The organism is Mesorhizobium bavaricum (assembly GCF_056781655.1).
In genome coordinates, this window is the sequence record NZ_CM165566.1 from 5986648 (window position 1) to 6003802 (window position 17155).

General features: G+C 64.7%; 18 protein-coding genes. 9 read left to right on the forward strand and 9 right to left on the reverse strand.

Translation table 11 applies throughout. The annotated features are described in order from the left end of the window. The first annotated feature begins 1 nt into the window (after window position 1). Both AC1RZR_RS29270 and AC1RZR_RS29275 read left to right on the forward strand, forming a co-directional pair. Window positions 2-787 carry a coniferyl-alcohol dehydrogenase gene (locus AC1RZR_RS29270; protein ID WP_481829139.1) on the forward strand — a complete coding sequence of 262 codons (786 nt, stop codon included), beginning with the start codon at window positions 2-4 and terminating at the stop codon, window positions 785-787. 39 nt (window positions 788-826) lie between these two features. Then, a complete protein-coding gene (locus AC1RZR_RS29275) occupies window positions 827-2272 on the forward strand; it encodes an aldehyde dehydrogenase (RefSeq protein WP_481826790.1) in 1446 nt (481 codons plus the stop codon). On the opposite strand, the gene AC1RZR_RS29280 is transcribed toward AC1RZR_RS29275, so the two are convergent. From AC1RZR_RS29280 to AC1RZR_RS29310, 7 genes are all read right to left on the reverse strand, one after another. Beyond that, window positions 2260-3663: an FAD-binding oxidoreductase gene (locus AC1RZR_RS29280; RefSeq protein WP_481826791.1), complete on the reverse strand. Its 1404-nt coding sequence runs from the start codon at window positions 3661-3663 to the stop codon at window positions 2260-2262. The genes AC1RZR_RS29275 and AC1RZR_RS29280 overlap by 13 nt on opposite strands. A 141-nt stretch (window positions 3664-3804) precedes the next feature. Next, window positions 3805-5064, reverse strand: a complete 1260-nt coding sequence (locus tag AC1RZR_RS29285; protein ID WP_481826792.1) for an ABC transporter substrate-binding protein — start codon at window positions 5062-5064, stop codon at window positions 3805-3807. 108 nt (window positions 5065-5172) lie between these two features. Then, complete coding sequence (locus AC1RZR_RS29290; protein ID WP_481826793.1) at window positions 5173-5601, reverse strand: hypothetical protein; 429 nt, start codon at window positions 5599-5601, stop codon at window positions 5173-5175. After that, window positions 5598-6653 carry an aldo/keto reductase gene (locus AC1RZR_RS29295; RefSeq protein WP_481826794.1) on the reverse strand — a complete coding sequence of 352 codons (1056 nt, stop codon included), beginning with the start codon at window positions 6651-6653 and terminating at the stop codon, window positions 5598-5600. The genes AC1RZR_RS29290 and AC1RZR_RS29295 overlap by 4 nt, the downstream gene beginning before the upstream one ends. After that, on the reverse strand, window positions 6650-7003 hold the full coding sequence (locus tag AC1RZR_RS29300) for a TIGR04076 family protein (RefSeq protein ID WP_481826795.1): 354 nt from the start codon (window positions 7001-7003) through the stop codon (window positions 6650-6652). The genes AC1RZR_RS29295 and AC1RZR_RS29300 overlap by 4 nt, the downstream gene beginning before the upstream one ends. A gap of 1 nt (window position 7004) precedes the next feature. Further along, complete coding sequence (locus AC1RZR_RS29305) at window positions 7005-7487, reverse strand: DUF3830 family protein (RefSeq protein ID WP_481826796.1); 483 nt, start codon at window positions 7485-7487, stop codon at window positions 7005-7007. Next, window positions 7484-8218: a GntR family transcriptional regulator gene (locus AC1RZR_RS29310; protein ID WP_481826797.1), complete on the reverse strand. Its 735-nt coding sequence runs from the start codon at window positions 8216-8218 to the stop codon at window positions 7484-7486. Before AC1RZR_RS29310 ends, AC1RZR_RS29305 begins: the two co-directional genes overlap by 4 nt. 126 nt (window positions 8219-8344) lie before the next feature. Between AC1RZR_RS29310 and AC1RZR_RS29315 the strand changes: the two genes are divergently transcribed. From AC1RZR_RS29315 to AC1RZR_RS29335, 5 genes are read left to right on the forward strand one after another with little or no spacing between them, the layout of a single operon-like run. Continuing rightward, window positions 8345-9145 (forward strand): ABC transporter ATP-binding protein, encoded by an 801-nt coding sequence (locus tag AC1RZR_RS29315; protein ID WP_481826798.1) that lies wholly within the window; start codon window positions 8345-8347, stop codon window positions 9143-9145. Next, complete coding sequence (locus AC1RZR_RS29320) at window positions 9142-9909, forward strand: branched-chain amino acid ABC transporter ATP-binding protein (protein ID WP_481826799.1); 768 nt, start codon at window positions 9142-9144, stop codon at window positions 9907-9909. The genes AC1RZR_RS29315 and AC1RZR_RS29320 overlap by 4 nt, the downstream gene beginning before the upstream one ends. Next, window positions 9906-10814 (forward strand): branched-chain amino acid ABC transporter permease, encoded by a 909-nt coding sequence (locus AC1RZR_RS29325; protein ID WP_477273571.1) that lies wholly within the window; start codon window positions 9906-9908, stop codon window positions 10812-10814. The genes AC1RZR_RS29320 and AC1RZR_RS29325 overlap by 4 nt, the downstream gene beginning before the upstream one ends. After that, entirely contained in the window at window positions 10811-11794 is a 984-nt protein-coding gene (locus AC1RZR_RS29330) for a branched-chain amino acid ABC transporter permease (RefSeq protein WP_481829140.1), read from the forward strand. The genes AC1RZR_RS29325 and AC1RZR_RS29330 overlap by 4 nt, the downstream gene beginning before the upstream one ends. Then, window positions 11791-13095, forward strand: coding sequence for an NAD(P)/FAD-dependent oxidoreductase (locus AC1RZR_RS29335; protein WP_481826800.1), 1305 nt, complete (start codon window positions 11791-11793; stop codon window positions 13093-13095). Before AC1RZR_RS29330 ends, AC1RZR_RS29335 begins: the two co-directional genes overlap by 4 nt. A 5-nt stretch (window positions 13096-13100) precedes the next feature. On the opposite strand, the gene AC1RZR_RS29340 is transcribed toward AC1RZR_RS29335, so the two are convergent. Continuing rightward, window positions 13101-14426, reverse strand: a complete 1326-nt coding sequence (locus AC1RZR_RS29340) for an aspartate aminotransferase family protein (RefSeq protein WP_481826801.1) — start codon at window positions 14424-14426, stop codon at window positions 13101-13103. Between the two features lie 151 nt (window positions 14427-14577). Further along, complete coding sequence (locus tag AC1RZR_RS29345; protein WP_481826802.1) at window positions 14578-15480, reverse strand: LysR family transcriptional regulator; 903 nt, start codon at window positions 15478-15480, stop codon at window positions 14578-14580. Between the two features lie 102 nt (window positions 15481-15582). Here AC1RZR_RS29345 and AC1RZR_RS29350 point away from each other — a divergent pair, with 102 nt between their 5' ends. Continuing rightward, window positions 15583-16572: a zinc-dependent alcohol dehydrogenase family protein gene (locus AC1RZR_RS29350; RefSeq protein ID WP_481826803.1), complete on the forward strand. Its 990-nt coding sequence runs from the start codon at window positions 15583-15585 to the stop codon at window positions 16570-16572. A gap of 249 nt (window positions 16573-16821) precedes the next feature. Next, window positions 16822-17121, forward strand: a complete 300-nt coding sequence (locus tag AC1RZR_RS29355; protein ID WP_477274119.1) for a TFIIB-type zinc ribbon-containing protein — start codon at window positions 16822-16824, stop codon at window positions 17119-17121. The last annotated feature ends 34 nt before the right edge of the window (window positions 17122-17155 follow it).

The window sequence follows — 17155 nt, forward strand, 5'->3', positions numbered from 1 at the left end:
CATGCTTTTCGGCAAGACCATCCTCATCACCGGTGTCGCCTCCGGCATCGGCGCGCGCACGGCGGAACTCGCCGGCCAGCTCGGCGCCGATGTGATCGGCGTCGATGTGCGCGAGCCGGCTGCGGCGGTTGGCAGTTTCGTCAAGGCCGACATCTCCACCAAGGCCGGCGTCGATGATCTCATCGCGCGCCTGCCGCAGCGCATCGACGCGCTCTGCAATGTCGCCGGCCTCTCCGGCAGCACCGGCGCGGCATCGACGCTGGCCGTCAACTTCTTCGGGCTGCGGGCGCTTTCGGAAGGTCTCGCCACCAGACTTCGCGAAGGCGGCGCCATCGTCAACGTCGCCTCGATCGCCGGCTATGGCTGGCGCGCCAATCTCAACCGCGCCGCCTCGATGGTCGGCATCGAAGGTTTTCCGGATGTCGCCGAGGTGGTCTGCGACCACGCCGTCAGGAACGAGGAAGGCTATCCCGTCTCCAAGGAACTGCTGCTCTTGTGGACTTTCCGCGCGGCGCACCAGGACCTGTTCAAGCGCCGCGGCATCCGCGTCAACGCGGTGAGCCCCGGCCCGGTCGAAACACCGATCCTGAAACAGTTCCGCACCGTGCTCGGCGATGCCCGCGTCGACAGCGACATTGCCAGGGTCGGACGCGCCGGCACATCAGGCGACATCGCGCCGGTTGTGCTGTTCCTGTGCTCGGACGGCGCGCGCTGGATCAACGGCGCCAACGTGCCTGTCGATGGTGGCCTCGAAGCCTCGATCAATGCCGAAATGTTCGGATTCTAAACCAACGAGGACGCTCCGAACGGAGCGAGGGAGACAGTCATGGATATCGGACTTCTAATCGACGGCGATAAAAGGGATGCGTCCGGCTCGGCCTCCTACGAGCGCATGGACCCGTTCACCGGCAGGCTGGCGACCCGCGCGGCAGCGGCCAGCGTTGCCGATGCCAATGCCGCGGTCGAAGCCGCAGCAGCCGCCTTTCCGGCGTGGTCGAAGACCGGGCCGGGTGAGCGCCGCGCCTTGCTGAGCAAGGCGGCTGATGTCATGGCCTCGAAAGTCGGCGAGTTCACCAGGCTGATGATGGAAGAAACCGGCGCAACCGGACCCTGGGCCGGCTTCAACGTCATGCTGGCGGCCAACATGCTGCGCGAAGCGGCGGCGATGACGACACAGATTTCGGGCGAGATCATCCCCTCGGACAAGCCGGGTACGCTGGCCATGGCGATCCGCCAGCCGGCCGGTGTGTGCCTCGGCATCGCGCCATGGAATGCGCCGGTCATTCTCGGCACCCGCGCCATCGCGATGCCGATCGCTTGCGGCAACACGGTGGTGCTGAAGGCATCCGAAATGTGCCCGGGCACGCACCGGCTGATCGGGCAGGTGCTGGTCGAGGCCGGCCTGCCGAAGGGCGTCATCAATGTCGTCACCAACGATCCCAAGGATGCCGCCGGCATCGTCGAGGCACTGGTCGCGCATCCCTGGGTCAAACGCGTCAACTTCACCGGCTCGACCAAGGTCGGCAGGATCATCGCCGAACTCGCCGGCCGGCACCTGAAGCCGGCGCTGCTCGAACTCGGCGGCAAGGCGCCGTTGCTGGTGCTAAACGACGCCGACATCGATGCGGCGGTCAACGCCGCCATCTTCGGCGCCTTCATGCATCAGGGCCAGATCTGCATGTCGACCGAACGGCTGATCGTCGACGACAAGGTCGCCGACGAGTTCGTGACAAAACTCGCGGCTCGCGCCTCCAAGCTGCCGGCGGGCGATCCGCGCGGCCATGTCGTGCTGGGATCGCTGATCAGCAGCCAGGCGGCCGACAAGATGGAGGAACTCATCGCCGATGCTGTCGCCAAGGGTGCCAAACTGGTCGCGGGTGGCAAGCGCAGCGGTACCGTGGTGGAAGCGACGTTGCTCGACCATGTCACGCCGGCGATGCGCGTCTATGCCGAAGAATCCTTCGGGCCGGTCAAGCCGGTGATCCGGGTAAAGGGTGAGGACGAGGCCGTGCGTGTCGCCAACGACACCGAATACGGCCTGTCGTCAGCCATCTTCAGCCGCGACATCAAGCGCGCCATGGCGGTGGCAGCGCGCATCGAAGCCGGCATCTGCCACATCAACGGCCCGACCGTCGGCGACGAGGCACAGATGCCGTTCGGCGGCGTCAAGGGCTCGGGCTACGGCCGCTTCGGCGGCAAGGCATCGATCGCCGAGTTCACCGATTTGCGCTGGGTAACGATCGAGGATCCGGGCCAGCATTATCCGTTCTGACCCGGAGGGCTGAGGTCGAAGACCCGCCCCGGATTGAGGATGTTCCTGGGGTCAAGGGCTGCCTTCAGTCGCCGCATCGTGGCGATCTCGGCGTCGCTGCGGACCAGATGCAGCCACTTCTTCTTGTCGAGGCCGATGCCATGTTCGGCCGAAACGCCGCCGCCGGCAGCCGCCACGGCGCGATAGACGATGTCGTATGCCGCCGCCGGATCCGCCGTGCGAACCTGGTAGTGCAGGTTGCCGTCGCCGAGATGACCGAAGACATAGATGTCGGCGCCGGAATCCATGGCATGGATGGCAGCATCCGCGTTCCGCAGGAAAGCTCCCATCCGCGCCAGCGGGATGCTGATGTCTACCCCGACCAAGCCCTTGATCGAAAACAGGACGCGATTGGCGTCCTCGCGCACGGCCCACAGCGTCCGGACTTCGCGCGGCGACTGCGAGAGGACGACGTCGTCGACCACGCCATCCTCGACCGCCTGCATCAAGACCTCGGCGAAGCGCTCGCCGTCACGTTCGGGTTCGCTGCCCTGGATCTCGGCCAGCACGTAGACGGATGAGCCCGCCGGCAGCGGTGCCGGCATGTCCATGCTGGCGACCATGGCGTCATAGAGCGGGGCGAAGTTGACCTCATAGGCGGACAGGAGTGGGCCGAGCTTTTGCCGTAGCAGCCCAAGCAGGGCAATCGCCGCATCGAGCGAAGAGAGGGCGCAGAAGGCGTTCACCTCGGACACCGGCTTCGGATGCAGCCGGAGCGCGGCACGTGTGACGACGCCAAGAGTCCCTTCCGAGCCGATGAAGAGCTGGCTGAGGTCGTAGCCGGAATTGTCCTTGGGCAGACCTTTTAGCGATGTCAGCACGCTGCCATCGGCAAGCACGGCTTCCAGACCGAGCACCTGCGCCCGGTACATGCCGTAGCGCAGCACGCGGATACCGCCGGCATTGGTGGCAACATTGCCGCCAACCGTGGCCGATCCCCGCGCGCCGATATCGACGCCGAACATCAGCCCGGCGCCGTCGGCTGCTTCCTGCACCGCCTGCAGCGTTGCGCCCGCTTCGGCGACGATGCTGGCAGCCTGGCGATCCGGAACGGCAAGGCCGGTCATGCGCTCCAGCGACAGCACGACCTCGCCCGGCTGCACACGCGCGGCGCCGGTCAGCCCGGTGCGCCCGCCCTGCACGACAATCGGCTGGCCGAGGCGGTTGCATGCGGCGAGTGCTGCCGCGACACCGTCGGTGTCACGCGGGCGCAGCACCACTTCCGGGAGAGCACCGAACTTGCCGTCGGGATCGTCGCGATAACGCTGGTCAACGTCGGAGCCAGCGAGCACACTGCCCGCGCCCAGCCGACCGTCGAGAGCAGTTAGAAGCTTTTGGGTTTCAGGCGACATCGGCCAATCCTAATCACGATCGCCTGCCGGTCAAATCCTCCATGCAAGCGACATCGTCCGCATGATCCTCCTTGGACAATGCGGGACAGGCGGCCGCCCGGCGTCGATCACGATGGATCGACGCCGGACAATAGGGCCGTCTTACTGAAGTTTGGCCTGCAGCGCGTTGACGTCGTCGGTGGTCATTTCACCGTCGGTCGTCACCTTGCCGTCGACGATTTTCCACAACCGGAACGGGCCGGTGATGTCGCCATACTTGTCGAAGGCGACCGGGCCGATGACGCCTTCGTAGCGGATCGGCTTGCCGTCCTTGATCAACCCGAGTGCCTTGGCGAACTCTTCCTTGCCGGCAAAGATCGGCGTGCCGGCCGGGTCGACCGCCTTGTACATCGCATCCTTGATCTTGGCCGGGTCCTCGGAGCCGGCAATGGCGATGGCCAGCCCGACGATGGCGCCGGCATCATAGGAACGGTCGGCCGCCGGATTGGATGGCTCGATGCCGGAGAATTCCTTGTAGTTCTTGGTAAAATACTCCGTCGAGGCGGTCGGGCTGGTGCCGGACGACGTGCCATAGGCTTCCTTCAGATAATCGGCGCCGACGGACTCGATGAAGTCCGGGCTGTTCATGCCGTCATTGAGCAGGAATTTCTGCACGCCGCCCTGCGAGATCCAGGTGCGGGCAACCGTTGCGCCGTCGACCGGGGTGCTGACGAGGTAGAGCCCGTCCGGCTCGCCGGCCATCGCCGCCGTCACCTCAGAAGCATAGCTCGACTGCTTTTCGTTGTAGGGCGTGTCGGAGATGATTGTCCCGCCGAGCGCTTTGTAGGCACGCGAGAATTCGGCGACCATGTTGACGCCGAAGTCGTTGTTGACATGGATGATCGACAGTTTCTTGAAGCCCTTGTCGATGGCATATTTGGCGGCGGCGACGCCCTGCAGCGCATCCGAGGTGATGGTGCGGAAGAAGATGCCGTTGGTCTTGCCGTCGCGACCGAGAGCGGTCAGCGTCGGCGAGGATGATGCCGGCGACACCTGGACGATCTTGGCCGGTGCCGTGACCGAGGTCAGGATCGGGATCGACACAGACGAGATGATGCCGCCGATGATCACCGGCACCTTCTTGACCTGAACCAGCTGGGTGGCTGCATCGACCGCGATGTTGCCCTGGCTCTGGCTGTCGCGCGTGTCGGTCGCCAGGTCGCAGCCGCGCACGCCGCCGGCGGCGTTGATGTCACGGAAGGCCATCTCGACCGATTTGGCGCCGGCCTGGCCGTATTCGCCTGCCGGGCCGGTCAATTCCATGACGAGGCCGACGGTGATCTTGCAGTCGGCGGCTTGTGCGGCACCTGCCATCGTCACGAGAGCGAGCGCGGTGGTGAGTTGGAGTATCGTCTTTCTCATTGTTGTTCCCCTTTGAGCTACACGAACTGGATTACATGTGTCTTTGTTCAAGCATCGGATTTTGCCCAGAAACCGCTTCGCACTTTTTGGTCCGATGCTCTGGCCTGTTCAGCGTTCCGGCACCTGCAGCCAGGTTTCATGCAGATGTCGCCATAGGACGCCGTTGGGCGCCGATGAACTGGTGGTGAAAACGGCACTGGATTGGCGGCGGCTGTGCTGGCCGCCCCGCAGCTGCGCCTCGACGTAGAGGATGACGATCGTGTCGGCATCCTGCCAGCCAGGCCGGATGTCGTCGATCGAAATGGAGAAGCCGTCGTCGCAAGTCGCGCGGCTGGTGCGGACATGATCGACGACCGCGTCGCGATCGAGGATCTGGCCGTCCGGCGCGACCATGGCGAAGCCTTCGCCCATGACACGCTCGAAGCGAGTGAAGTCCACTGTGTTGGCCCGCGCGGCGACGAACCAGTCGACGAAGAAGCGATGCAGGTCGACGACTTCGGCGCTTGCGCGTGAAAACAGGGAGGGTTCGCCGCTCATTGCTTCCCCGCATTGAGGTTGTAATGCATGATCGAACCGTGGCGGCCATGGCGGTCGCGCTCCAGCGTGTAGACATCACCCTCGAGGCCGGAGCCTTGTGCAATGACGGCCGCAATCCGCGCCCGGTCCTCGGCATCGAGCGCAACGTCCATGATGCCGGCGTTGGCCAGCGCATGCGCCTGGTTGCGGGCGCCGACGATGACGGCCGCCACTTGCGGCTGTTCAAGCACCCAGGCACTGGCGATGGTGGCGATATCGACGCCGTGGCGGTCGCCGACGGCCTTCAGGACTTGGAGCAGTTGCTGGAACAGGTCCCAGCCGCCAAAGTCATCGATGATCAGCTTGTATTTGACCAGCGAGCGGTTTTCGAGCGGCGTGGCAGGCTCGGCCACACCTAGCCATCTGTCGCTGAGGAAGCCGCCGGCGACGGATCCATAGCAGAGGAAGGAGACGCCGTTTTTCGCGGCGAGTGCGGCAAGGCTGTTGCCCGGCCGCTGGTCGAGCACGGAATATTGCAGTTGCTGGCTGACCAGCGGGATGCCGGCAGCGAGGATTTCGGCGAGCCGCGGCGTGTCGAAATTGGTGGTGCCGAGATTGCGCACCTTACCCTCAAGCCGAAGCTCGTTGAGCCAGCCCATCGCCTCGACATAGCGAGGCTGCGCATAATCCCACCAGTGGAACTGCACGAGATCGAGCCGCTCGGTCTTCAGTCGGCGCAGCGACTGGTCGACGATGGCCCTGATGTAGTCGCGGCTGATGCCGGCTAGCCGTTCGAGGTCGGGCACCAGCTTGGTGTGCACTTTCATCCTGGCGGCGGTGTCGAGGCCGCGCTCGCCGGCCAGCCGCAGGCGCGCGGCCCCGATCAGTTCCTCGACGCCGGTGTAGATGTCGGCGCAATCATAGGTCCAGATGCCGGCATCGAAGGTGGCGATCAGGTCGGCCACCGCCTGCTGGCGGTCGATGGCACCATGCCCGCCGGCCAGTTGCCAGCCGCCGCGAATGACACGCGAGATCGTGTAGCCGGGGCCGAGTTCGAAGGTCTTGGCACTCATTTGTCGTCATTCTCCTTCGGCAGCGGCACGGCCGTGGTCTCGGCATGGCTGAACCGCCGCTTGGCCCCCCTGACGATCCTCAGCCGGCTGGCGCAATTGGGATCGGGACAAGCGATCTCGGCGTCCGATGTCATCCAGTCATTGGGGTGGGTGGGGCGCTGCTTGGCGGCCAGCAGCGGCAACACGGCCGATATCGAATAGATCGAAAAACCCTGGCCGGCCGGCATCGACAGCATCTCGCCCTTCAGCTCGAAATAGTCGCCGGCTTTGGCGCCGCAATAGATCGGCTTGCCCTCCGGAATGACCGCCTCGACGCGAAGATCGAAGAGTTCGAAACCGTCGCCGGCCATTTCAGACCTCCACCAGGCTGAAGGTGACGTCGCAGGCGCCATTGCGGCGGATGACACCGCAAGCGGCGGCGAACCGGTCGCGCTCTTCGGCGCGCACTTGCGCCACCACGCTGCCGGCGAGCCAGCCGATCGGAAACAAGAGCCGCGCGCCCTGCCCGTAGTAGAGACCGATGTCGAAGATCGCATTGGGATTGCCGCCCCACATGCGCGGCGGCACATAGGACAGCACGATGTCGCCCGGCTGCGGCGTCAGCGTCGCGTTCTCGGCCGGCAAGGGCCTGGCATAGGCCTGCCCCTCGAGATCGGCGGCGGGAACCGGACAGGAGATTTCCGGCCCTGTCCACATCGCATGGATGCCCGGGACGACGCGTGGGGAGCCGAGATATGCCGAGAGGAAGGCCGCGTTTTCCGGCGCCTTCTCCGGCAGCAACAGCGCCGTCACGGATAGCTTTGAGCGCGGCTCGGTGATCCTGATGGCGGTCATGTCTGGTCTTTCGCGGCGGCGGATTGCAGCTTGCTGCGCAGGAAGGTGAAGGGCCGGCTGATGTCGGCAACCAGCGATTCCCGTGCCGCCTGCGCATCCTGCCTGGCCAGCGCGGTGACGATGCGCCGGTGATACTGGGCTGTGTCGACCTCGCCGGCTTCCGAGAAGGCGTAGATGGCGACACGAATGCAGGGGCCCGATTGCAGCCACAGGCTCTCGATCATCGGGATCAGCACGGCCGAGCCGCAGGAGCGGTAGATCTCGAAGTGAAAGCTCTGGTTGAGCGTCACTTCTCGATCGACATCCTTCTTGTGTTTCAGCGCCCGCATCTCATCCCATTCGCCGAGAATGGTTTCGATGGTGGCTATCTGGCGCGGCCCCATGCGGGCGGCGGCCAGCGCGATGGCCTCGCCCTCGATCAGGATGCGAGCACGCAAGAGATCGTCGAGGCGTTCCAGAGTGATCGGCGGCACCCGCACCGAACGGTTAGGCAGCGCCTCCAGCGCCTTTTCCGTGATCAGCCGGCCGAGCGCCTCGCGCACCGGCATGGTCGACGTGACCAGCGCATCGGCGAGCCCACGAATGGTCAGCACCTGGCTCGGCTCGAACAGGCCGCCGATCAGGGCGCGGCGTAGCTCCGAATAGACGCGATCCTGCACGGTTTCGCGGCCGACCGGCGCAAGCTGCGCCGCGATCGCCTCGTTGTTCTTTTCGATGGCAGCCTTTTGCATGGATTTCCGTTCTTGGCGGTTTTCGGCTTGCAGAGGAAATTAAAGCCGAATAGCGTGATCAAAGCAAGTGTGATCACAAATCAAAAATCAGGAGACGGCAACGATCGTCTTCGGCCAGAGGGTTTGATGAGCGAGGCAGCGGAACAGCAGGGGCAGGAGACCCATGCGGCGGTTCTGACGGCAAGCAACGTCGTCAGGCGGTTCGGCGGCCTCGTCGCCGTCAACGATGTCTCGTTTGATGTCAGGGCGGGAGAAATCCTCGGCCTGATCGGGCCGAACGGCGCCGGCAAGACGACGATGTTCGATCTGCTCGCCGGCAGCATCCTGCCGACCAGCGGCGAGATCCTTCTCAACGGCACGCGCGTTTCGGGCGAAGCCGCACATCTGCGCATCGGCCGCGGCCTTGGCCGCACCTTTCAGATCCCGCGCCCGCTGCCCAATCTGACACTGATCGAAAACATCATGCTGGCGGCGCAGGGTCAGGCCGGCGAAAGACTGCTCGCCAACTTCGTCACGCCATGGCGGGTGGCGGCGCAGGAGAGAGCCGCCAGGACCAAGGCGCTCGAATTGCTGGAACTCGTCACCCTCACCCACCTTGCGCATGAGCCGGCGCGCGTGCTTTCCGGCGGCCAGCGCAAGTTGCTCGAACTCGCCCGCGTCATGATGGCCGACCCGGCGATCATTTTGCTCGACGAACCGGCGGCGGGCGTCAACGCAACGCTGCTCGAAGTCATCATCGACCGCATCCGCGACATCAACGCGCGCGGCATCACCTTCCTGCTGATCGAGCACAACATCGACATGGTGACGCGGCTCTGCCATCGCGTCCTCGTCATGGCGAGCGGCCAGTTGCTCAGCGAAGGCACGGCGGAACAGGTCGCCCGTGATCCGCGAGTCATCGAGGCCTATCTCGGAGGCACGGCATGAATGATATCGTCCTCGATGTCCGCAGTCTCGAGGCCGGCTACGAGCCCGGCGTGCCGATCGTGCGCGGCGCCTCGATCACCGTAAGCAAGGGCGAGATCGTCGTCGTGCTCGGCCCCAATGGCGCCGGCAAGTCGAGCTTCATCAAGGCGATTGCCGGCCTCGTCCCGATCACCGGCGGCAAGGTGTTCCTGGACGGCAAGGACATCACTGCCGCACCGGCCCACACCATGGTGCGTCTCGGTCTTGCCTTCGTGCCGCAGACCGAAAACATCTTCCCGCTGATGTCGGTCGAAGACAATCTCAAGGTTGCCTGCGGCATCCTCGAGCGGCGTGAAATCCCTGCCCGCATCGAGGAGATGTATGGTGCCTTCCCCGACCTCTTCCGTCAGCGCCGCACCGCCGCCGGCAATCTGTCGGGCGGACAGCGGCAGATGCTCGCCGTCGCGCGGGCGCTGATCGTCCATCCCAAGGTGCTGGTGCTGGACGAGCCGTCGGCCGGCCTGTCGCCGAAATTCGTGTCGATGGTGTTCGAGATGCTGGCCGGCATCCGCAAGTCCGGCGTCACCATCCTGCTGGTCGAACAGAACGCCAAGGCAGCGCTTGCCATCGGCGACCGCGCCTATGTGCTGGTTGAAGGCAAAGACCGGCACGAGGGCATTGCCTCCGAACTGTGGAACGACCCGGTCGTCGCCGAACTCTATCTCGGCCAGCGCCCCCTCAAGGCAGAAAAGACGTCGCAGACCGGGAAAGGAGGCGCGGCATGAGCCTGCAATTCGTCGTCGACGGACTGCTGACCGGTTCGATGATCGGCCTTGGCGCCATCGGCGTGACGCTCACCTATTCGATCCTGCGGTTCTCCAACTTCGCCCATGGCGACTTCATGGCCTGGGGCACCTATGCGACGCTGGCCGTCGTCAGCGCCATCGGCGCTACCTTCGGCAAAGTGGCGCCGATCGCTCCGCTGTCCTTCGGCTGGCCGCTCATTGTCGCACTGGTCGTCGGCATGGCATTCACCGCCCTCTTGGCGCTGCTGCTCGACAAGGTGCTGTTCGCGCGGCTGCGCTCGCAGGGCCAGGCGATCATCGTGGTTATGGCGAGCTTCGGTGCCTCGATGGCGCTCAGAAGCCTGCTCGAATTCACCTTCACCTCGCGGCCGACCTATTTCAGCCGGGCGATCCAGATCGCCATGCCGGTCGGCTTTGGCATCCGCATCACGCCCGACCAGATCGCCTTGTTGCTGCTGACTGCTGTGCTGGTGCTCGGTGTGCATCTGTTGATGACGCGGACGCAGACCGGCCGCTCGATGCAGGCCTTGAGCCAGAACGCGGCACTGGCCCGCATCGTCGGTATCGACGTCGCCAGCGTGGTGCGCGTCACCTGGATCATCGGCGGCGCTCTGGCCTGCGTCGCCGGCGTGATGATCGGCATTCTGGTGCAGATCCGCCCGTTCATGGGCTTCGACATGCTGCTGCCGATGTTCGCCGCAGCCATTCTCGGCGGCATCGGCAGCATTCCCGGCGCCGTGCTCGGCGGCCTGATCATCGGGCTCGCCGAAGCCGGCGCAGTACAGATGATCGGCGCCGAATGGCGCGCCGCCGTCTCCTTCATCATCTTGATGGCGGTGCTGTTCGTGCGGCCGATCGGCCTGTTTGGTGTGAGGGAACGCTGATGGATCTGCTCGGCTACGGCGCCTTTTTCCTGACCACCGCGCTGATCTTTTCGCTGGTCACGCTGGGGCTCAATCTGCAATGGGGACTGACCGGCCTGTTCAATGTCGGCCTCGCCGGCTTCGTCGCCATCGGCGCCTACACCTCGGCCCTGCTGACCACCCCTGACGATGCCGCGCGGCTCGGCGGCTTCGGCCTGCCGATCGTTATCGGCTGGCTCGGTGCCATGGTCGTCGGCGGCATCGCCGCAGCACTTACCGGCATGGCGACGCTGCGTCTGCGATCCGACTATCTGGCAATCACCACCTTCGGCGTCGCCGTCGTCGTGCAACTGGTCGCGCTCAACGCGCAGAGGCTGACCGGTGGCCCGTTCGGCATCGGCTTCATCCCGCGCCCCTTCGGCAGCCTCGCCGAGACACCCCTGCTGTTCAACTTGTCCAACCTTGCCGTCGTCTCGGTGGTGACGATGGTTGCCTATCTCGCCTTGGAGCACCTGTCGCGCAGCCCTTGGGGGCGCGTGCTGAAGGCGCTGCGCGAGGACGAGCGGGCGGCGATCTCGCTGGGCAAGAGCGCGCGTTTCTATCGCGTCCAGGCCTTTGCCGTCGGCGGCGCCATCATGGCGCTGGCCGGCGCGCTGCAAGCGCATTTCACCGGCTTCATCGCACCGGACAATTATCTGCCGATCCTGACCTTCCAGGTCTGGGTGATGCTGATCGTTGGCGGCTCGGGCAGCAATCTCGGCGCCGTCATCGGCAGCATCCTGGTCTGGGCGATATGGGCCGGATCTGGCACGTTGACCAGCGTGCTGTTTCCGCCGGAACAACAGGCCCGCGCCGCCGCCCTGCAGATCGCCGCCATCGGCGTCATGCTGTGCGTGATCCTGCTGATCCGACCGAACGGCCTGTTCGGCGACCGGCCGCGGCGGCCATGGTATGGCAAGCGGGCGAAGATCGTTGCGACCAAGAGCAATTCCCAGTTATGAATGCGGTGGTCCGGCAGGAAGCGCATGACGCTTCGCTCTGGCGTGCTGTCAGCCGCAACCACCGTGACCGGCCGGCGCTGCAAGGCGGGCTCGATGTCGACCTCGCCATAGTCGGCGGGGGCTTTTCCGGCCTATCGACAGCGCTGCACGCCACCGGCAAAGGGCTTTCCGTTGCCGTTCTCGAGGCCGAAGTCATCGCCTGGGGTGCGACCGGCAGGAATGCCGGCTTCGTCGTGCCGAACTTTGCCAGGATGGACCCGGTCAACATACTGGCCCATCTCGGACCCGAGCGTGGCGAAAGGCTGATCGATTTCGCCGCGAGCAGCGCCGATCTGGTCTTCGGTCTGATCCGCCGGCACGGCATCGATTGCGACGCAGTGCAGAGCGGCTGGATCCAGCCGGCGCATTCGCTCGCCGCGTTCGAGAAGGTCAAATCCCGCGCCGGGCAATGGGCGCAGCGCGGCCGCCCGGCCGTCACCTTGGACCGGCAGGAGGTCGAAGCACTGACGGGCGCCAAGGGCTATGTCGGCGGCTGGATGGATCGTTCTGGCGGCGTGCTCAATCCAGTCGAATACGCCCGCGGGCTGGCCGATGCGGCCGAGAAGGCCGGCGCGCGCATCTTCGAGCAGACGCGGGTCACATCGGTCGATCGCACGGCGGATGGCTGGACGCTGGAGACGCCATCAGGCTCGGTGCGCGCCGGTAAGGTGCTGATCGCCACCAACGCCTATGGCGTGTCGCTCAATCCGTTGCTGCATCGAACTTATATTCCGCTCAAGGTTTTCCAGATCGCCACCGCGCCACTGCCGCGCGAAATCCGCACGCGTCTCTTGCCCGGTGGGCAAGGCGTCGGCGACACCAGGCGCAATCTCTTCACCTTCCGCTTCGACGCCGGAAACCGGCTGATCAGCGGCGGCATGCATATCCTTGGCGCCGGCGCCGACACGCGCGTACCGCAGGCGATCTGGCGACGGCTTGGCCGGCATCTCGACCTGCCCGAGTTGCCGCCGCTTGCCCATAGCTGGTCGGGAATGGCCGCGGTCGAGCCGGATTTCCTGCCGCACCTCCTGGACCTTGGGCCCGGGCTCATCGCCGGTCGCGCCTGCAACGGGCGCGGCATTGCCATGACGACGGCGATGGGCAAGGTGCTGGCCGACTGGGCCTCTGGAGCCGATGCCCGTGATTTGCCGCTACCGTTCGCGCTGCCGGCACAGATCCCGTTCCATGGCTTGCTTCGGCATGCGCCCAACATGCTGCTCGGCTGGAGCATGCTGCGCGACTGGTTGGACGAGACGAGATAGGTCAATTACGACTGGTCGTGCAGGGACAGTGCGCGATCGAGCGTCTCGGCCAGTTGCTCGGCATTGTCCCTGGCAAAGGGCAGAGGCGGCCTGATCTTCAGCACATTGCGGCGTGGACCGCACGACGAGATTAGCACACCGTCTTCGCGCATGGCTTCAACAACCGCCGATGTCTTGGTGGCGGCCAGTGCCTCGTCGCCCCCCGCCATCAACTCGACGCCGAAATAAAGGCCGTTGTGCCTGACATCGGCAACCATGCCGTGCCGTGTCTTCAGAGTGCGCAGCAGGTCAGCCGTATAGGCGCCGACCATGCGTGCATTCTCGATCAGCCCCTCGCCCTCGATCACCTCGAGAACGGCGATGCCGACGGCGGCCGCAACCGGATTGCCGCCAAACGTGTTGAAATAGCCGGTGTTCGAGCCGAAGGAGGCGACAAGCTGCGGCCGCACGATCACCGCGCCCATCGGATGCCCATCCCCGATCGGCTTGCCCATCGTGATGATGTCAGGCTCGATGCCATAATTGGCGAAACCCCACATGCCCTGGCCGAGCCGGCCAAAGCCGGACTGGACCTCATCGGCAATGACGATGCCGCCTGCCTTTTTGACGTGATCCGTCGCCTCGCGCATCACCGCCGCATCGGGAAAGAAAATGCCGTCGCTGGAAAAGGCCGAGTCGAGAAGCAGAGCCGCCGGACGGATATTTCCCGCCCGCATGTCTTCAATGGCGGCGGCGACATTCTTGGCAAAATCGCGCGCGGCGCGGCCACGGTCGCGGAACGTGTCCGGCGCTGCGACAGTGCGGTGGTGTGCGGGCACGGCTTTCGTCCCAACCGCGGCCGGCGACAATTGCGCCGTCGCGATCGTAGCGCCGTGATAGGCGAAGTCGGTGATGATCACCCCGGTGCCACCGCTGGAATGCTGGGCGATGCGAATGGCGAGGTCATTGGCCTCGCTGCCGGTACAGGTGAACAGGGCGTGGCCGAGATGGGGCGGACAGGTGCCGAGAAGTTTCTCTGCATAGTCGAGGATGATCTCGCTGAGATAGCGTGTATGCGTGTTGAGCGTCGCAGCCTGCCCCGACAGCGCCTCTACGACGCGCGGATGGCAGTGGCCGATCGAGGCGACATTGTTGTAGGCGTCGAGGAATTTCCGGCCCTGGGCATCGTAGAGCCAGACGCCGCTGCCGCGCACCAGATGGATCGGGTTGCGGTAGAAGGCGCGATAGGTCGGCCCAAGCAGCCTGGCGCGGCGCTCGAGCAGGGCGTGCTGCTGTGACGAAGTGCTGGCATCGGCAAAGGCATTTGCAGGCGAGGACTGAGACACGAGCATCTACTCCGGATTGCAATGGTCGAGAGAATAGCCGACGGCATCGGCTATGAGATCGCTAGGGATTTCGGCGTCATCGCACCGGTAACACCTTACTGCAAACTGTAGCGGAAAAAGCCTGAGCCGCGCAGACGTCCGATGGCGACGCTTGCCGTCAGCCCATCGATTTCGGCAAGGCAGCCGCCAATGCATCGACGGCCAGCCGCACCTTCAAAGGCAGATGCGGCGTCTGCAGCCAAAGTGCATAACAGTCGTAGAGATATCGCGGCTCATCCGGCAGCAGCGCCACCAGCGCGCCAGCCTGGATGCGCTCGCGGACCAGCCAGTAGGGCAGCCAGGCAAGACCCACGCCTTCGGCGGCGGCATCGGCGATGGCATCGAGATCGTCGAGCCGCAGCCGGCCGGTTGGCGTGATCTCCTGCACGCGTTGTCCCTCGCGCGCAAACAGCCACGGCTGAACGATTTGGCCAAGCCGGCGGTAGACGATGGCATGGTGGTCGGCGAGATCCCCGATCCGTCGCGGTTCGCCGTGGCGTTGGAGATAGGTGGGCGCCGCGCAGACGACCATGCCCTGCCGGGCGACGCGGCGCGCGATCACCCCGGCCTTGTCGTCCAGGACACCGGTGCGGATGGCAAGATCGTAGCCGTCCTCGGCGAGATCGGCGAAGCGGTCGCTGAGCGACAGGTCGAGTTCCAGCATCGGATGTTGCCGTGCCAATCGCAGCAGCACGGGGGTCACGCAGTGGCGGCCGAAATGCGCCGGCATGGTGACGCGCAGTTTCCCTCGTGGTTCTGAAAACTGGTCGGCGGCGAGCGCGTCGGCGGCATCGGCTTCGGCCAGCACGATGCGGCAGCGTTCATAGTAGGCACGTCCGAAGTCGGTCAGGTTCTGCCGGCGCGTGGTGCGGTTGAGCAACCGTACGCCCAGCCGTTCCTCGAGAAACCGGACATGCTTGCCGACCATCGGTCCGGACAGATCGAGCGCGATCGCCGTGGCCGCGAACGAGCCGAGGTCGACCGCCCTGACGAACACCGCCATGCTCTCGAGCCGATCCATAATTCGGAACTCCTGATTTCTACTGTTCTATCTGTACAGCAATTTATCGCTGAGAACCTTGGCTGCATAGCTCATTCGGTACAGATAATTTGGAGTTTCCGAATGGCACGTGTAGTTCGCTTTCACCAGCATGGTGGCCCCGAGGTTCTCGGTATCGAGGATGTTAGGCTTGCTCGACCCGGACCGGGCGAAGTTCAAATCCGAGTCAAGGCGCTCGGCCTCAATCGCGCCGAGGCGCTGCTGCGTGCGGGCGCCTATATCGAGACGCCGACGCTGCCCTCTGGGCTTGGCCTGGAAGCGGCTGGTATCGTCGAGGCGGTGGGCGACGGTGTGAAGGATTTCGCGCCAGGCGACTGCGTCAGTGTCATCCCGCCGCAGTCGATGGTCCGCTGGCCCGCCTATGGCGAGATTGCCACCTATCCCGCCGGGCTCGTGGTCAAGCACCCTTCGTCGCTCGACTGGCCAATGGCGGCCGCCGTATGGATGCAATATCTCACCGCCTATGGCGCGCTGATCGATATCGCAAATCTGCATGCCGGAGATGCTGTCGTCATCACCGCTGCATCGAGCAGTGTCGGGCTTGCCGCGATCCAGATCGCCAACAGGGTTGGTGCGACCGCGATTGCGGTGACGCGGACATCGGCTAAGAGGCAGCCCCTGATTGATGCCGGCGCGGCTTTTGTCGTGGCCTCAGCGGAGGAGGATCTTACGGCACGGCTGAACGAGTTCGCCGGGCCGCAGGGCGTGCGCGTCGTGTTCGATCCGATCGGCGGGCCGATCTTCGAGCCGCTGACGGCGGGGATGTCACGGGGCGGCATTCTCATCGAGTATGGTGGCTTGAGCCGCGAGCCGACGCCATTCCCACTGCCCGCCGTACTGACCAAGACACTGACGCTGCGCGGCTACCTGGTTCACGAGATCACCGGCGATCCTGCGAAACTGGAAGCCGCAAAGGCATTCATCCTCGAAGGCCTGGAGGCCGGAGCGCTGAAGCCGATCATCGACAGAACCTTCCCCTTCGAGCAGATCGTCGAGGCGCATCGCTTCCTGGAATCGAACGAGCAGTTCGGCAAGATCGTCGTTACGGTCTGAGCAATCCCCGTCATCAGTTCAGGCACCGGACCGCCACGCTCAGACATGACCAAAGCCTGCGATGGCAACAAATCATTCTTGCAGGCAACATCACCCTTGAAGGCGCGGCTCTGCGTTCTTAATTGTCTGGTGCGGGCCGGGCCCCTCTGACTGTCGCTTTTGGCGATTGTGATGTCGGACCGCTATAACGGGCCCGTTTCCATCCTTTTCGGTCAAGCGGGCTCATTCCTTTTTGGTTCGGAGCCCCGCATGACATCTTCCCTCCTTGGTATGGTTTGCCCCTCCTGCCGCGTCGCGCTCGTGATGAGCGAACGCCAGGGTATCGAGATCGATTACTGTCCGCAGTGCCGCGGCGTCTGGCTTGATCGAGGCGAACTCGACAAGATAATTGAGCGTTCCGGCAGGGAAGCGGCGCCCGCGCCGCAGCCACACCCGGCAGCATTCGCCCAGCCGCAACATGGCCAGGGCGGCGGCGACGATTATTCCCGTTCGCAGGGTCACCGCTATCCGAAGCGGAAGAAATCATTTTTCGAAGAGTTGTTCGATTGACAGCATGACGCCCGGTTACCCGGGGCGGCGATTG

What these genes read in the sequence shown, in the direction of transcription:
- AC1RZR_RS29310 (WP_481826797.1), bottom strand. Translation starts at nt 8,218, where the DNA reads ATGCAAAAGGCTGCCATCGAAAAGAACAACGAGGCGATCGCGGCGCAG.
- AC1RZR_RS29355 (WP_477274119.1), top strand. Translation starts at nt 16,822, where the DNA reads ATGACATCTTCCCTCCTTGGTATGGTTTGCCCCTCCTGCCGCGTCGCG.
- AC1RZR_RS29300 (WP_481826795.1), bottom strand. Translation starts at nt 7,003, where the DNA reads ATGGCCGGCGACGGTTTCGAACTCTTCGATCTTCGCGTCGAGGCGGTC.
- AC1RZR_RS29335 (WP_481826800.1), top strand. Translation starts at nt 11,791, where the DNA reads ATGAATGCGGTGGTCCGGCAGGAAGCGCATGACGCTTCGCTCTGGCGT.
- AC1RZR_RS29290 (WP_481826793.1), bottom strand. Translation starts at nt 5,601, where the DNA reads ATGAGCGGCGAACCCTCCCTGTTTTCACGCGCAAGCGCCGAAGTCGTC.
- AC1RZR_RS29305 (WP_481826796.1), bottom strand. Translation starts at nt 7,487, where the DNA reads ATGACCGCCATCAGGATCACCGAGCCGCGCTCAAAGCTATCCGTGACG.
- AC1RZR_RS29275 (WP_481826790.1), top strand. Translation starts at nt 827, where the DNA reads ATGGATATCGGACTTCTAATCGACGGCGATAAAAGGGATGCGTCCGGC.
- AC1RZR_RS29315 (WP_481826798.1), top strand. Translation starts at nt 8,345, where the DNA reads ATGAGCGAGGCAGCGGAACAGCAGGGGCAGGAGACCCATGCGGCGGTT.
- AC1RZR_RS29285 (WP_481826792.1), bottom strand. Translation starts at nt 5,064, where the DNA reads ATGAGAAAGACGATACTCCAACTCACCACCGCGCTCGCTCTCGTGACG.
- AC1RZR_RS29295 (WP_481826794.1), bottom strand. Translation starts at nt 6,653, where the DNA reads ATGAGTGCCAAGACCTTCGAACTCGGCCCCGGCTACACGATCTCGCGT.
- AC1RZR_RS29345 (WP_481826802.1), bottom strand. Translation starts at nt 15,480, where the DNA reads ATGGATCGGCTCGAGAGCATGGCGGTGTTCGTCAGGGCGGTCGACCTC.
- AC1RZR_RS29340 (WP_481826801.1), bottom strand. Translation starts at nt 14,426, where the DNA reads ATGCTCGTGTCTCAGTCCTCGCCTGCAAATGCCTTTGCCGATGCCAGC.
- AC1RZR_RS29320 (WP_481826799.1), top strand. Translation starts at nt 9,142, where the DNA reads ATGAATGATATCGTCCTCGATGTCCGCAGTCTCGAGGCCGGCTACGAG.
- AC1RZR_RS29325 (WP_477273571.1), top strand. Translation starts at nt 9,906, where the DNA reads ATGAGCCTGCAATTCGTCGTCGACGGACTGCTGACCGGTTCGATGATC.
- AC1RZR_RS29270 (WP_481829139.1), top strand. Translation starts at nt 2, where the DNA reads ATGCTTTTCGGCAAGACCATCCTCATCACCGGTGTCGCCTCCGGCATC.
- AC1RZR_RS29280 (WP_481826791.1), bottom strand. Translation starts at nt 3,663, where the DNA reads ATGTCGCCTGAAACCCAAAAGCTTCTAACTGCTCTCGACGGTCGGCTG.
- AC1RZR_RS29350 (WP_481826803.1), top strand. Translation starts at nt 15,583, where the DNA reads ATGGCACGTGTAGTTCGCTTTCACCAGCATGGTGGCCCCGAGGTTCTC.